This window comes from Nocardia sp. NPDC050412 (assembly GCF_044458825.1).
In the GTDB taxonomy this organism is placed as follows: Bacteria; Actinomycetota; Actinomycetes; order Mycobacteriales; family Mycobacteriaceae; genus Nocardia.
The window spans coordinates 24,329-39,706 of sequence record NZ_JBITIJ010000027.1; the positions used below are offsets into that span (position 1 = coordinate 24,329).

At 65.0% G+C, this 15,378-nt stretch carries 11 protein-coding genes and 2 pseudogenes; 12 read left to right on the forward strand and 1 reads right to left on the reverse strand.

Annotation, left to right across the window (positions count from 1 at the left end; genetic code table 11):
* Nucleotides 1-5: 5 nt before the first annotated feature.
* Nucleotides 6-866 carry an ornithine cyclodeaminase family protein gene (locus ACIBI6_RS39710; protein ID WP_396960259.1) on the reverse strand — a complete coding sequence of 287 codons (861 nt, stop codon included), beginning with the start codon at nt 864-866 and terminating at the stop codon, nt 6-8.
* A gap of 558 nt (nt 867-1,424) precedes the next feature.
* On the opposite strand from ACIBI6_RS39710, the gene ACIBI6_RS39715 reads away from it, so the two are divergent.
* The 12 genes and pseudogenes from ACIBI6_RS39715 (at nt 1,425) to ACIBI6_RS39770 (ending at nt 14,921) form a co-directional block, all read left to right on the forward strand.
* A complete protein-coding gene (locus ACIBI6_RS39715) occupies nt 1,425-2,801 on the forward strand; it encodes a Rieske 2Fe-2S domain-containing protein (protein WP_396960261.1) in 1,377 nt (458 codons plus the stop codon).
* Nucleotides 2,801-3,355: an aromatic-ring-hydroxylating dioxygenase subunit beta gene (locus ACIBI6_RS39720; protein ID WP_329407961.1), complete on the forward strand. Its 555-nt coding sequence runs from the start codon at nt 2,801-2,803 to the stop codon at nt 3,353-3,355. Before ACIBI6_RS39715 ends, ACIBI6_RS39720 begins: the two co-directional genes overlap by 1 nt.
* 18 nt (nt 3,356-3,373) lie before the next feature.
* On the forward strand, nt 3,374-3,589 hold the full coding sequence (locus ACIBI6_RS39725; protein ID WP_329407963.1) for a ferredoxin: 216 nt from the start codon (nt 3,374-3,376) through the stop codon (nt 3,587-3,589).
* Nucleotides 3,586-4,830 carry an NAD(P)/FAD-dependent oxidoreductase gene (locus ACIBI6_RS39730; protein WP_396960264.1) on the forward strand — a complete coding sequence of 415 codons (1,245 nt, stop codon included), beginning with the start codon at nt 3,586-3,588 and terminating at the stop codon, nt 4,828-4,830. Before ACIBI6_RS39725 ends, ACIBI6_RS39730 begins: the two co-directional genes overlap by 4 nt.
* Before the next feature lie 51 nt (nt 4,831-4,881).
* Nucleotides 4,882-5,715, forward strand: a complete 834-nt coding sequence (locus ACIBI6_RS39735) for an SDR family oxidoreductase (RefSeq protein WP_396960266.1) — start codon at nt 4,882-4,884, stop codon at nt 5,713-5,715.
* Nucleotides 5,716-5,761: 46 nt separating this feature from the next.
* Entirely contained in the window at nt 5,762-6,934 is a 1,173-nt protein-coding gene (locus ACIBI6_RS39740; RefSeq protein ID WP_396960268.1) for an alpha/beta hydrolase family protein, read from the forward strand.
* Nucleotides 6,935-6,987: 53 nt separating this feature from the next.
* Nucleotides 6,988-8,004 (forward strand): cyclase family protein, encoded by a 1,017-nt coding sequence (locus ACIBI6_RS39745; RefSeq protein ID WP_327100342.1) that lies wholly within the window; start codon nt 6,988-6,990, stop codon nt 8,002-8,004.
* Between the two features lie 49 nt (nt 8,005-8,053).
* Complete coding sequence (locus ACIBI6_RS39750) at nt 8,054-9,022, forward strand: fumarylacetoacetate hydrolase family protein (protein WP_396960271.1); 969 nt, start codon at nt 8,054-8,056, stop codon at nt 9,020-9,022.
* A gap of 149 nt (nt 9,023-9,171) precedes the next feature.
* Entirely contained in the window at nt 9,172-9,363 is a 192-nt protein-coding gene (locus ACIBI6_RS39755; protein ID WP_327100340.1) for a hypothetical protein, read from the forward strand.
* A 669-nt stretch (nt 9,364-10,032) separates the two neighbouring features.
* Nucleotides 10,033-10,721, forward strand: a pseudogene (locus tag ACIBI6_RS39760) (integrase core domain-containing protein); the annotation flags it as partial.
* 77 nt (nt 10,722-10,798) lie between these two features.
* Nucleotides 10,799-11,327, forward strand: a pseudogene (locus ACIBI6_RS39765) (3-oxoacid CoA-transferase subunit A); the annotation flags it as partial.
* Nucleotides 11,328-11,624: 297 nt separating this feature from the next.
* Nucleotides 11,625-14,921, forward strand: a complete 3,297-nt coding sequence (locus ACIBI6_RS39770; RefSeq protein WP_327101704.1) for a protein kinase — start codon at nt 11,625-11,627, stop codon at nt 14,919-14,921.
* Nucleotides 14,922-15,378 lie beyond the last annotated feature (457 nt).

Consider the following 15,378-nt stretch of genomic DNA (forward strand, 5'->3'; position numbering starts at 1 on the left):
CGCCTCTATTTTTGGACAGGGGGGATCGAGATGGGGAGCGGGACTCCGAGTCCAAGGCGCCGGGCCTCGGCCAGACACATGGCTGCGACGGCGATGTCCTGCACGGCTGAGCCCACCGACTTGTACACCAGGATTTGGTCGCTACTCGTGCGGCCCGGATGCCGGCCCGCCACGAGGTCTGCCAGCGAGATGGTCTTCGACCCGAGATCGACGCCGGCTGCTTTGGCTGCCAATGCATCCCCGGTGTCGTGCAGAACCTCATCGACCATGTCAGCGACGATGAGCTCCGCGCGATCCAGTAGCTCGACGTCGACCTCGTGTTGTTCGGGGAGGGTCGATCCGACGGATATAACGGTGGTTCCGGGCCGGAGCCACGCACCACGGACGGTGGGTGACTCGTCGCGCGAACGGGCCGCACAGATCACCAGGTTGGCTGCGCCGACTGCACTCTCGGCATCTTGGGCAGCGCTCAGGGGCAGTTCCAGATCATCCAGATCCGCGACGAACCGAGACCGGCTCTCCGCACGGGGGCTCCAGACGCTGACCGCGGACAGGGCGCGTGCTGCCTTTATGGCGCGGAGGTGCTTCTTGGCCTCGAAGCCAGAGCCGATTACGGCCACGTTGAGCTCGCCGGGGCTCGCCAGGAGGTCAGCGGCGACCGCCGAGGTCGCGGCGGTGCGGAATCCGGTGATCGACTGACCGTCTATCAGAGCCACGAGCTCAGCGGTGTGCTCGTCGAACAAGGGGATCAGGTAGGACACCTGACGGGTCTTCATGGACGCCGCAATGAGTTTGGCGCCCATGAGACCGTTGTCGGCCGATACCCCGGTGAGAGTCCGGAGCCAGCTGCCGTCACCGCGAGCCATCGACCGTTCCGGATAGCGGGAGTCTGCAACATCGCCGGCGTACGCAGCGCGGAGTGCATCGATTGCCCGTGCCCAGCCGAATGAATTTCGGACGGCCTGGTCGTCGAGTAATAGCGTCATGAGGCGGAGGCCCTGAGGTTGAGCGTGCGCGCCTGGAGGTGCGCCGAGCGTGCAACGTGTCTGCCACCGGCATGACTGATGCGTTCGAATCGATTCATTGGAACCACCTCATCGGGGTCTCGGCGTCCCGCGAACACGGATATGCGGGAGACCCGCTGCGCCAACGTCACGTTAAGACGACCTGCGATTCGCGACAAACAATTCTCGTGAATGCTCGACCATCGACGACATCGATACCGCGCGTGGATCCGAGCCTCTCTTGGCGCTGGCTCGAGTGTGGTCTTCCATCGATGCCATCAATTGTCGGGCATCGAAAGTTACGCCTTCCGACACTGTGAGCGCGGTCATACGATGGGCCAACCACTGTGAGCGCGGTCATACGATGGGCCAACTATCACTGGCGTCATATCGGTCCGCCCGGTGCTTGTAAGGAGTTACATGACTGTCATCACACCCACCCTCGCGTCGGAAGTCACGCCGATCCTCGACCGTGTCGAGACGGAGCTCGAGAAGAATCGGGTACCGGCCGAGATCTGGAACAACGAGGCGATCTTCCGCGCTGAAATGGACCAAGTCTTCGGCACCTGCTGGGTCTTTGTCGCGCACGAGAGCGAAATCCCCAACGCTGGAGACTTCGTCCAGCGCCGCATAGGCCTCGATCCCGTGATCGTCACGCGCGATGGCAAGGGTGACATCAACGTGTTGTCCAACTACTGCCGCCACCGCGGCACCCAGGTGTGCCAAACCGACTCCGGAAATTCGCGCTTCTTCAAGTGCCCATACCACGGCTGGACCTACTCCAACAACGGCGACCTCGTCGGCACGCCTCACATGCGCGAGGCGTACGGAACGCGGCTGGACCCGAAGGAATGGGGTTTGAAGAGGGCCCCACGGGTCGACGTCCGGTCCGGCTTCGTCTTCGCGTCGCTGGCCGCAGAAGGTCCCTCGCTGGACGAGTACCTGGGCGGGGGAGGCTGGATGCTGGACGTCCTGGTGAACTTGGCACCCGGCGGCATGAAGGTGGCCGGCCCGCCCGAGCGGTATCAGATCAACGCGGACTGGAAGGCCGGCGCCGAAAACTTCTCCGGTGATGCCTACCACGTCGACACCTTGCACTTCAGCAACGAAGAGGTGGGGATGATCCAGGGTACAAGCGCCAACGCCGAGATGATGCACTCGTACGATCTCGGCGGCGGCCACGCGACGCTCGGTTTTCCGTGGGCGCAAATCGGCATGCCCATGTGGGGCTATCCACCGGAAACTGTCGCTCAGTTCGATCTCTCGGTCCTCGACGACGCTCAGCGGTACGTCCTCGAGACCAACCCGCCGACGATCGGCAACATCTTTCCGAACCTCAGTTACCTCCGCGTCGTATCCCCTACGGTTCCCGGCGGCCCTCCGTCGGTCGTCACCTCTATCCGGGTGTGGCAGCCCCTCGCCCCGGGCAAGATGGAATTGTGGAATTGGCAGTTCGTCTGGGATTGCCAGAGTGACGAGGAGAAGCTCGATTCCTACGTGACAGGCCAATTGCTCTTCGGATCCGCCGGCACCTTCGAAGCGGATGACACCGTCGCCTGGGAGGGTTCCGCCCGCGCGGCGAAGAGCGCGTGGATGCAACGCGAAAATTTGAGTTTCAACTTCGAGCAGGCCGGTCGGACCACGGTCGACCTCACGCCGGACCCCGATTATCACGGTCCAGGCATCAAGTGGCCCACCGGCTTCGGGGAATTAGGTCCACTGAATTTCTACAAGCACTGGCTTGCCGTCATGCGTGGCGACTCGTCGTCCACGACGACCGAAGGGCGCTCCTCGTGATGACCGCTATCGAGACCACCGAGCACGCGCCCCAAGCTGCCCACCGAAGCCCCCTGGCGGACCCCGAACTGCAGAACATTGCGACTCAGTTCTTGGCTCTCGAATCGAAGTTGTTGGACGAAGCTCACGAGGAAGACTGGTACCAGCTCCTGGATCCCGAACTGCTGTACGTGATCCCGATCAGGCAGGCCACCGAACAGCGATCGGACGAGGTCAATCGCGCCGCGTTTCGGGTCCGCGACACCCTTGCTCACGTACGTCTACGCATCGATCGTCTGGCTACTGCCCAGGCTTACTCGGAAATTCCGCCCTCGCGCACCATGCGTCTGGTCGGGTCTGTCTTGGCCCGACCAACCGACCGAGACGACGTCATTTCGGTCTCGAGCGCCGTGCTTCTGTATCGACAGCGGGGCATCGATCCGCACTTCGACCTCATCCCCTACCGGCGCAACGACGAACTCCGTATTACGGCTGACGGGCCACGACTCCTGCGCCGGGAGATCCTCTTGACCGAAGTTTCGATCGCCACTCCCAACCTCGGACTGTTTCTGTGAGCAAAGGATGGCTTCAAAATGAGTGACCAGACTGTCGTCCGCTTGGACAGCGTCCGGTGTCGTTCCTACGGGATCTGCGCGAGCATTTTGCCCGATGTCTTCGATATCCCGCCAGACGCCCCGTCGGCGGTCCTGCTGCGTCACGAGGTTGATCCCGATGACGTCGAAGACCTCGAGGAAGCAGTACGGGCGTGCCCGGCCCAAGCCATTTTCCAAGGTTCCGGTCCGACGTGACGGCCGGACTGAAGGAGACCGACAACATCGTCGTGGTCGGAGCGTCAGCAGCAGGCTTGGCGGCCGCAGACGGACTGCGTGAAGGCGGGTTCGAAGGTCCGATCACGGTCCTGGGCTCAGAGCTGCACCATCCCTACGACCGTCCGACGCTATCGAAGGGTCTACTGCTCGGGCAGGGCGAGCCGGAGCTCCTCGAGATTCGCTCAGCAGAGCGAATCAGGCAGAACCGGATCACCCTTCTGCTTGGGCACCAAGCAGTCGGTCTCGACATCGATCGCAAGTTCGTGATCACCAATTACGGTGAGACGCTGCCATGGGACGCCGTGGTTCTGGCGTGTGGTGGTCGCGCGCGAGTGCTTACGACGGTCGAAGGTGAAGCGCTTCCGGTGCTCCGCACACCGAACGATCTCCGGGCCCTGCGACGGGCCGCTGCCCGCCACGGAGACGTGACCGTCGTCGGCGCGGGGCTCATCGGGCTCGAGATCGCAGCTGGACTCAGTGCCCACGGCGTGTCCATCACGGTTGTGCACGACACCGAGCGCCCCATGGACGGCATCGTCGGGCCCGAGCTCGGCCAGGTGATCTCCGACCTGCACTCCAAGCACGGTGTGCAATTGAAGATGTCGAGCGCCGTCACGTCCGTGACGGGTGAACTGGGCGCCTACACCCTTCATCTGGTGGACGGCTCGACCCATCAGACGCCCTACGTAGTCGTTGGCATCGGGGTCGACCCCGAAGTGGATTGGCTTCTCGACTCGGGTGTCGCGCTGGACAGAGGCGTCCTCACCGACGCGGCAGGTCAAACCAACGTGCCCGGAGTGTGGGCGGCCGGTGACGTCGCCCGCTCCGCTCACCCCATGTTCCGCGAGCCGTTGCGCATCGAGCACTGGACACACGCCGTCGAGAAGGGCAGGCACGTCGGGCTCAACATCGCCCGCGGCACCGAAGAGTCCTTCGGCGGCGTGCCCTACTTCTGGAGCGATCAGTTCGGACGCCGGTTCCATAGCTACGGGCGGCGGGCCCCCGGTGACGAGATCTTCGTCGCGGAGGGATCGCTGATGACTGATGAATTCCTGGTCCTGTTCGGCCGAGACGGTGAATTCCACGCCGTCTTCGCTAGCGGGCTGTCACGGTCGCTGCGCGGCTATCGCAAGCTTCTCGCGAGGGGCGGCACCTGGGACGACGCCCTCGATCTCGCGCACGCGTCAAACCCCGATCTGGCACGCTCAGCCGCCCGTTGATGGGTGTCTGCAGCCCCAGCGCAAACCACATCCCGTGAAGGACTGCAAAAAATGCAACTGCTCAATGACCACGTCGTTCTCATCACCGGCTCCGGCTCCGGCCTGGGACTCGGCATCGCCCGGTACTTTCGGGACGAGGGCGCGACGCTGGCACTGTTCGAGTACGACGAATCAAAGGTCTCGAAGCTCCAGGACGAATTCGGCGACGACGTACTGGTGGTACACGGCGACGTCCGCAGCATTGCTGACCTGACGCGTTGCCGCGACGAGGTCGTCGGGCGCTTCGGCCGGCTGACAGCCATCGTGGGAGCCCAAGGCATCTACGACGGCAACGTGCGGTTGGCCGACATCCCGGTGGAACGTCTCGACACCCTCCTGGACGAAATCTTCGCCGTCAACGTCAAGGGCTACGCCCTTACCGCACGGATCTTTTTCGACCTGCTCGACGCCGAGGAGGGTGCTGTCGTGCTGACCTGTTCGCAGGCGGCGTTCGCCGCTGACGGGGGAGGAGTGGCCTACACCGCCAGCAAGGGGGCCATCCGCGCCCTGGTCAATCAGCTGTCCTTCGAATTCGCACCCCGGGTTCGCGTCAACGCGGTCGCGCCGAGCGGCATCGCGAACAGCCAATTGCGGGGCCCTGCCGCCCTCGGTCTACAGGACTCCCTACAATCCGACATCCCGGCGGACGCCTTCCGGCAGCAATTCGAGTGGCTCGCTCCGCTTCAGCACATGCCCTCTCCAGAGGAGTACGGCCCGCTCTACGCATTCCTGGCGTCACGACACAACAGGGTCATGACCGGGCAGACGGTACTGGCGGATTCGGGTGCTCTGAACCGGGCACTGATCAGCACCGGCGAACTGATGGCCACGATGCCAGGCGCCTAAGCGCCCCACCCACCACACCGAGATTGCAAGCAACAGAAAGAGACTCATGTTCGAATACTTCCCGGGCAACTACGTCTGGAACCTGTCCGTGGTGGGCGCTTTGAACTCCGGCGGCCAGATCGACGAGATCGACCGCGCCTGCCGCCCGTTGCTCGAAGCGGCGAAAGCCGGTAGTGATGCCGGCACGGACGAGTTCCTGCGTGTCTGGACCGATCTCACGGATGCGCTGGTCGAGCTGGCCCGGGTCGAAGAGAAAGCGGGCCACGACCGGACCGCCGGCGGGATGTACGCCCGTGCCGCGAACTATCTGTGCACCGCCGAGCGGATGCTCTCGGCGGGTCACCCCGACCGCGTGCCCACCTACCGCCGGGTGCTCGAGCTGGCACAGAAGGGATTCGATCTCCGAGACCACAGCATCACCCGGGTTGCCATCCCATTCGAGGACACGACGCTGCCCGCCTACTTCTCAGCGGCGCCGGCGACCTCGGAGGGGCCGGCGCCGGTCATCATGCTCATCAACGGCCTGGACTCGACCAAGGAGCACATGTACTGCTCGGGATTCTGGGCCGAGTTGGCAGATCGGGGTATTTCGTGTCTCATGCTCGACCAACCCGGTTCCGGGGAGGCGCTTCGGCTACAAGGTCTGATCGCACGCCGCGAGTCCGAGACCTGGGCCAGCTGGGTCGTCGACTGGCTGACGGCCAGAAATGATGTCGATACCGCCCGGATGGGGGTCGTGGGCTGGTCGTTGGGCGGCTATTACTCGCCCCGGGTCGCGGCCTTCGAGAAGCGCTTCGCCCTGTGCGTCGCCTGGGGAGCCAACCACAACTGGGGTGCCGTGCAGCGGCGTCGGCTCGACCGCGAGGGCGAGCACCCGGTGCCGCACTACTGGGACCATGTCAAATGGGTCTGGGGCTATGACGATCTCGACGAGTTCATCGAGTTCGCCGACTCGATTCACCTCGATGGCGTCGTCGACAAGATCACGGTGCCGTTCCTGATCGTGCACGGCGAGAACGATCGGCAAATTCCCTTGGAGTACGCGCACCGGTCCTATGAGCAGGCGGTGAACGCACCCTCTCGCGACCTTCGCATCTTCACCCGGCATGAGGGCGGTGCCGAGCACATCGGGATCGATCACCTCCCCCACGTCGGCGCCTACATCGCTGATTGGGTCACCGACACCTTCGCGGCCATGGTCCCGCAACCGACTGGTTAGTACCCAAGCCAGCCGATTGCATTGTCCGCCCATCAATCTGGTGAGGATCCCACATGCCCGACACCAACGCCGTTGCCGAGACTCGCAACGTCGACACGAACAGTCCCTTCTACAGTCCCGCCGCCGAGGACGCTATCGCCGAAGCCGCATCGCGCTGCTCGAACTGGGGACGGTGGGGCGACGACGACGTGCTGGGCACCATGAACTTCCTCGATGACGCGAAGCGGGTCGAGGGTGCCTCCAGAATTCGTCGGGGCGCTGCCTTCTCGCTCGCCCAGAGCTTCGACGCAAACGGCCCGCAGCACGGCTGGCGAAAGCGCAACAACCCGGTGCACACCATGCTGGTCAGCGGCCTCGATGCTGAATTCGGTGAACCCGATATGCCGCACGGCTTCGGCGGTGCCGATGACTACGTGGTGATGCCGCTGCAAGCCTCCACCCAGTGGGACGGGCTGGGCCACATCTTCGACCACGGTGTCGCCTACAACGGACGTCCCGCGTCCAAGGTCGTCACCAGCGAGGGCGATCTTCTGACGGGCATCGAGACCGTGGCCGACCGCATCGCAGGGCGCGGCGTGCTGCTCGACGTGGGTCGCGCGCTCAGGGAAGACGGGGAGCTGCCCGACGGCTACGCGATCACCGTCGAGGACCTGGAGAACACCATCTCCGCGCAGGGGGAATCGTCCGTCGTCGGGCGTGGCGACATCATGCTCGTCCGCACCGGGCAGCTGTCCCGGGTCCGTCGCGACGGATGGGGCAGCTACGCCGGCGGTGCCGCCCCCGGGTTGTCCTTCACGACCGCGGGTTGGCTCCACGACCGGGAGGTCGCCGCGATCGCCACCGATACGTGGGGCTTCGAAGTCCGCCCCAACGAATTCGAGAACGCCTTCCAACCGCTGCACCAGGTCGTGATCCCGCACATGGGGCTTTTCATCGGGGAGATGTGGGATCTCGACAAGCTTGCCGCAGACTGCGCCTCCGACGGGATCTTCGACTTCTTCTTGACTGCCGCGCCCATTCCGGTGACGGGCGCCGTCGGTGCGCCGGTCAACCCCGTCGCGATCAAGTGACTCGACCGGCGGGCTGAGCCCGCGTACCAACACGATAGGAGCTTCACCCATGCGTTTCGCCACGTGGGTTCAGGATGGTCAGGTCACGACCGGCGTCGCCAGCGACGACGGCCTGCACGCGTTCGACCGGCAGACCACGATCCTCGAGCTTGTTCGCGCCGGACTCCCGGTCGCCTTCGAAGCGGGGGCCGCCGCACTGGGTAGACGTCCCGTCGATCTCACTGCGGTGCGGCTGCTCCCGCCGATAGAGCCCCCCACAGTGCGCGACTTCGCAGCCTTCGAAGAGCACATCGTTGGGGCCGGCCGATCGATGGCGGCTGCGGCCGAAGTCGAGCCCGAGTGGTACAAGAGACCAGTCTTCTACTTCAGTAATCCCTACGCGATGATCGGTGCCCATGACGACGTAGCCGTGCCACCGGGATGCCAGGTGATGGACTACGAACTCGAGGTCGCAGCCATCGTGTCGCGGGACGCATCGTCCGTCACACCGGCAGAGGCTCGGGACTACATCTTCGGCTACACGATCTTCAACGACTGGTCGGCTCGAGACCTCCAAGCCGGGGAGATGAAGGTCGGCCTCGGCCCGGCCAAGGGCAAGGATTTCGCTACCACGCTCGGCCCGTTCCTCGTCACAGCCGATGAACTCGATCCATTTCTGACTGCCGACGGCCTCTTGGACCTCGACGGGACTGTGTCGGTGAACGGCACAGTCATCGGCCGGGACAACCTGCGCAACATGAGCTGGTCGTTCGACGAACTTCTGGCCCAAGCGTCACGCGGGACGTGGGTCAGGGCCGGAGACGTCCTCGGATCCGGAACCCTCGGCAATGGCGGATGTCTCGGTGAGTTGTGGGGTCGCTCCGGTACGCGCACGCCGGAGCCACTCCAGCCCGGCGACGTGGTCGAGATGACCGTCGCGACACTCGGCACGATCCGCAACACCGTCGTTCCGGGCCCAGAAGCGCCGGCGATCCGCGAGGCACGTCGACACGACTGGAAAGCTCAGCGCCGCAACTGAGTTCGAGCACGGTGGGCCGGCAGGACATTCAGATCATCAGAGCCTTTGACATGGACGTTGTCGTCGAGCCTGCATTCCTGGCGTCGTGGTCGCGCCGGCCCATCGCCAACTCACCGAATTACTCATTCGACAATTGAGGTAGCTACGTGATGACGAAATCCAACACCATATGGCTGATCGCGGAGGTCGGCTGGTACATCGCGGAGGGTGTTGCGGGCCTCGCGTCGACCTACGTCCCATTCGACTATGACTACTGGGCCGGGAAGAGGCTGCAGCGCCGGACTGACCGTGCATTCGGAGTGCTGGTGGAAAGCCTCGACTTCGACCTTGGAAACGGCTGAGTTGTACTTGCCCAGTCTTTCTCGATGCGGGTTCTGGGTGCGGCGGTGTCAGGATGAGCGCGCCACGTCGATGCTGCCGCGGCGGACAACAAAGCTCCCGTCGTGACGAACGCTGCCCCGATACCTGTGCTGGACAACATGACTCCCGCCGCGGCAGGGATGAAGACCTGACCCAACCTGTTCCCTGTCATCCGTAACGACAACGCGGCGCCTCGGCTCGAGGCGACGGCATAGCGGAAGCACAACTTCGATCGATGCCGGATACCGCCACCGCGGCTGTCTTCTGGCGCCGGGCTGCCGGCGCACAGCGATCGACGCCGAATGGGCGGACGAGTTGGTGAACGTCCTCGCCGCAGGGTCGACTTGACGCTACCGACGACGCGGGAAACCCCCTGACCTCACCGCCACGGTGGCCAACTCCGCAGGTCCGTCGAACCCTGCGGGGGATACGATCCCAGAATCTTCAAGTTAACAATGTCGGCAGCACGTGAAAAATTGGCGTGCTGTTGACAGCCTCGGGTGGACCGATGGAAGTGCAGCGCGCACCCTTGCCGGAGGCGTCCCGACATCGGAGGTCACCATCACCGGTGAGCCTCACGCGCAATCACCTAGCGGAACTGTAGCTGTCCCGGTCGCGATCGTTGCCACCATGCTGTGCGCCGCACGCACCCCGTGATCGAAGCGTCCGTCTGTGAGATGCGCCGACAGCACCGCCGGTGGGGAGCACGCCGCATCGCGCACGAGCTGCGACAGGAACTCGGCAATCGTGCCCTGTCCACCGAGCCCTTACCAGGAACGAACTGATCAATCCTCAAGAACAGCAACACAAACGAATCTACAAGCGGTGGGAACGCGAAGCTCCGATGCACCTGTGGCAGCTCGACCTGGTCGGAGGGATCTTTCTGGTAGGAGGTCGCGAATGCAAGATCTTGACCGGGATCGACGACCACTCACGATTCATCGTCGTCGCCACCGTGCTCGAGAAGCCTTCCGGTGTGGCCGTGTGCGCAGCGTTCGTCGCCGCGATGGGGCGATGGGGCGTTCCCTTCGAAGTCCTCACCGACAGCGGCAAGCAGTTCACCGGCAGGTTCACCCGCCCGCTACCCGTCGAGGTGCTCTTCGAGCGCACCTGCCGCGAGCACGGCATCAGCGCCCGCCTGACGAAACGGCGATCACCGACGACCACCGGCAAGATCGAGCGGTTCCACCGAACGCTGCGACGCGAACTGCTCGACGAAGTGGGGCCATTTGCCACAATCGAAGCCGCGCAGCCCGCCCTCGATGAATGGGTGCACAGCTACAACACCCAACGCCCACATCAGTCCCTGGGCATGGCCTCCCCGGTGACGCTGTTCCGCACACGAAAGGATGCGACGCCGGCTGCTACCAACACTGCACCCACGGCGATCACCGAGTCTGCTGCTGAACAATCAACATCGACGGGCTCATCCGCCAGGGCGCGAAGGATCTGACCATCGTCTCGAACAACGCGGGCAACGGTGAGGTCGGGCTGGCCGCCCTGTTGCAGGCCGGTCGGGTCCGGAAAGTGATCTGCTCCTTCCCACGACAGACCGACTCGTATGTCTTCGACACGCTGTACCGCGCGGGCGAGGTCGAACTCGAGGTCGTCCCACAGGGCAATCTCGCCGAGCGAATGCGCGCCGGCGGGTGCGGGCATCGGTGCGTTCTTCTGCCCGACCGGGGTCGGCACACCGCTGGCCGAGGGCAAGGAGATCCGCGAAATCGACGGGCGCACATACGTTCTCGAATACCCGATCAAGGGTGATGTCGCACTGATCAGCGCCCATCGCGCCGACACCCTGGGCAACCTGGTCTACCGCAAGACCGCCCGGAATTTCGGCCCCGTCATGGCCACGGCCGCCGCGTCGACCATCGTCCAGGGGACGAGAACCGTTGCGCCGTCGTCGATTCCGGCGACTGCCTCGTCGACGGATTCCACATAGACGAGATCGCGGTCGGGCACCCGAACGAGCGGGTCGGCCGGTGCCGGACCATGGATCAACTTCGCCAACGGCGCCTGCGGAAAAGCCAACAGCGGGATCATCGGCCACTACCCGCCAAGCACCCGCCCGACCGCGGGAATCGACCCCACCAGCTAGCACTCTTGCCGACACGCGTGCCCCAAAATATTGCAGGTCAGGACAGACCCTCAGTTGGCTGCAGATACGGGGGCCAAGGGCGACGCCACTGCACTGGTCTGGCGCTATATGCTGAGGTACACCATCGAGCAGGACCTGTATATGGGTGAAATCGACTCGTTCAAAACTCAGCGCGAGGTGATCTCCACGGTCCCGGTGGAGCTGGCGGAAGCTGGATTCGCCGACGCCGAGGAGATCGGTCGCGGCGGCTTCGGCGTGGTGTATCGGTGCTCCCAGACGGCCTTGGATCGGACTGTGGCGGTCAAGATTCTGACCGCCGACCTCGCGGAGGGCAACCGGGAGCGGTTTGTTCGGGAGCAGCGGGCGATGGGCCGGCTGACCGGGCACCCGAACATCGTGGCAGTACTGCAGGTCGGCACCACCGCATCCGGTCTGCCCTATCTGGTGATGCCCTACTATCCGCAGGATTCCCTCGACGCCCGAATCCGTCGTTACGGTCCGCTGTCGGTGCAGGAGTCGTTGCAAGTGGGGGTGAAGGTTGCCGGGGCGCTGGAGACCGCGCACCGGCTCGGCATCGTGCATCGGGATGTTAAGCCCGCCAACATCCTGATCACCGATTACGGTGAGCCGGCACTGACCGATTTCGGGATCGCGCGTATCGCCGACGGATTTCGTACCGCCACGGGCACGATAACGGGTTCGCCGGCGTTCACCGCACCGGAGGTGCTGGCGGGAGAACAGCCGACCGCGGCGGCCGATGTCTATGGTCTGGGCGCTACCTTGTTCGCCGCGTTGACCGGGCATGCGGCGTTCGAGCGACGCAGCGGGGAGCAGATGGTGGCCCAGTTTCTGCGGATCACCACGCAGCCGACGCCGAATCTGCGCGAGCACAGCATCGACGAAGAGATCTCGACCGCAATCGAACATGCCATGGCCCGCGCTCCCGAGCAGCGGCCCGCCGCGGCGGCCTTCGGCGAGCAGTTGCAGCAACTGCAGGTCGAGCGCGGGTGGCCGGTCGATGAGATGGCGGTGCGGATCACAACGGGTGCCGAGCAGCCAGACAGAACCCCGATTCCATTGATTCCACTTGCCACCGGCCGCTCGCCGGTTCGGGGGCCCGCACCGTCTGGTTCGTGGGTCAGCGCACAGGCGTCTCTTCCTCTGGAGCTGACGAGCTTCGTCGGCCGCCGCGCCGAATTGACCGAGGCCAAGAGCCTGCTGGCGAGCTCGCGGCTGGTGACGTTGACCGGGATCGGTGGGGTGGGCAAGACCCGGCTGGCGTTGCGGGTCGCGACCGGTGCGCGACGCGACTTCACTGACGGGGTGTGGTTGGTCGAGCTCAGCGAGCTGCACGATGGTGGCCTGCTGCCGGGGGTGATCGCTGCCGCTGTGGGGTTGCGTCCGCGGGGACAGTCGGTGCTCGATGTGCTGATCGAATATCTGGCGCCAAAGCAGTTGCTGCTGGTGCTCGACAATTGCGAACAAATCGTGGATGCGGCAGCGAAGGTTGCCGAGACTCTGCTGCGGGCGTGCCCGGGGCTGCGGATCCTCGCCACCAGCCGCGAGCCGCTGGGCATCGGCGGGGAATCCGTACTGCGGGTGCGGCCGCTGACGGTTCCCGATCCAGATCGGGAACCGTCGCTGCGGGGTGCGCCCCGCTACGACGCGGTCAGCCTGTTCGTCGAACGAGCCGCCGCCGCGGTGCCCGGCTTTGCGCTCACCAAGGACAACCTCGCCGCGGTAGCCGAGATCTGCCGCCACCTCGACGGGCTGCCGCTGGCCATCGAGTTGGCGGCAGCCCGGCTGCCAGCACTGTCACCCGAACAGATCCTGCAACGGCTCACCGACCGGTACGCGCTGCTCACCCGCGGCAGCCGCAGCGCGCCGAGCCGCCAGCAGACCCTGCAGTGGTGCATCGACTGGAGTCACTCGCTGTGCACCCCGGCCGAACAGCAGGTGTGGGCCCAGCTGTCGGTATTCGCCGGCAGTTTCGAACTCGACGCCGCCGAACAGGTGTGTCGAGACGACCTCGGAGCACAGGATCTGCTCGATGTGCTCACCGCCCTGGTCGAAAAGTCCATCTTGAATCGCGAGGAGTCGGAGTCGGTGGTGCGGTTCCGGCTGCTCGAGACGGTCCGTGACTACGGCCGCGACAAACTCGACGAAGCCGGCGAATACCTGGAATTGCGGCGCCGGCACCTGGACTGGTATCGGCAGCTCGCCGAGGACGCCGAGGCCGATTGGATCAGCCCTCGACAACTCGACTGGATCGCCCGCCTCGACCGCGAACAACCGAACCTGCGCGAGGCATTGGACTTCTGCCTGACCGACACCCGAGCAGGATCCGACGCCGCGTTGTCGTTCGCGGCAGCCCTGCAACTGTTCTGGTTCTCCCGAAGCCAGCTCAGTGAGGCTCGGCACTGGCTCGACCGCGCCCTCGCCGGCGCACCCGCCACTGCCACGCCCGCACGCGCCAAGGCACTGTGGCGCGCCAGCCTGGTGACCGAATCCCAGGACGATCTCCCCGCAGCATCCGCACTGCTCAGGCAGGCGCAGGCGCTCGCCGAACAGACCGAGCATCCGATCGTGCACGCGTTCGTGAACCTCACCCAAGGTCTGCACGCGGTCCGCATCGCTGACTCTGCGCGCGCCCGCGCTCCCACGGAGGCGGCCCTCGAGACGTTCACTGCACAAGGTGAGGTCTACGGGCAGGTCTGGGCCCTGCTCGGGCTCGGATGGGTGCACACATTCCGGGAGGACAGCGCAGCAGCTCTCTCGTACTTCGAGAAGGCCCTCGCGATCATCGAATCCCACGGCGAATCCGCACATCGGTCATATGCCTTGTGGGGGGCGGCGATTGCCGCGTGGCGCCAGGGTGATCGCGACCGTGCGCTGCAGCTGCTGCGGCAGGAGCTGCAGCTGGCCAGACAACAGAAAGACCTGCTCATGGCCGCGATAGCCCTGGAAGGTCTGGCTTGGGTTGTCGGCGCCGAGGGCAGCGCGCGACGCGCCTCGGTGTTGCTGGGCGCCGCGCAGGCACTATCTCAGGCGATTGGCGGCTCTTCCATACTGTTTGCGGGCCTGGCGGTCCACCATGAGGACTGCGAGCGAGCCGTCCGTCGCACGCTCAGCCAGCGATCCTTCGAGGCCGCCTACCGCGAAGGCGCCGCACTCGATCTCGACGCCGCGACCGACTACGCCCTAGGAGAGCAACCAAGGGCCGCGGCTGCTGATCCGGCGAAGCTGACCAGACGGGAGCAGGAGGTTGCCGACCTCGTCGCCGACGGCCTGACCAACAGGGCCATCGCCACCCGCCTGGTCATCTCGCTGCGCACCGCTGAGGGACACGTCGAACACATCCTGACCAAACTCGGATTCAGCTCCCGCGCCCAGATCGCCGCCTGGGTCGCCGAGCGGAGCCGACCCGCACACGGTTGAAGGTGTCGGACTGGGTCATCCCTTTGAACGATCGGCGAGATCGTTCCACGCCGACCGGGTGATCCGGCCACTCTGTACGCGTCCTCGGAGCGGGCGAAACGCGAACGACTGTCCAGAGAAAAGCCATGCCGATGAAGCCGAGCCCGGGGTGCCGCCGGGACTGATGCCGACGAGGCCGTCTTCCTGCTGTTTTCATGCCGAATGCCATCTCGGTTGCCGGGCGAGCAGCGTGGGCCGCAAAGCGTGGGTGGGTCGAGGAGGACGTCGTAGAGTGTGGTGCGCCGGGTCAGCTGCCTGCCGAGTTCGCCGACCGTCGTCGCCGGTTCGGCTTCATCGAGTCGCCGGCCGTGGGCGGCGCCGGCGGCCTGATGTTCTCGTCCATGAGGGTGCCGACGACGTCGTCGACTCCGGCCTGCAGCAATTGCCGGACTCCGGATATGCCGGTCTACACCCACGA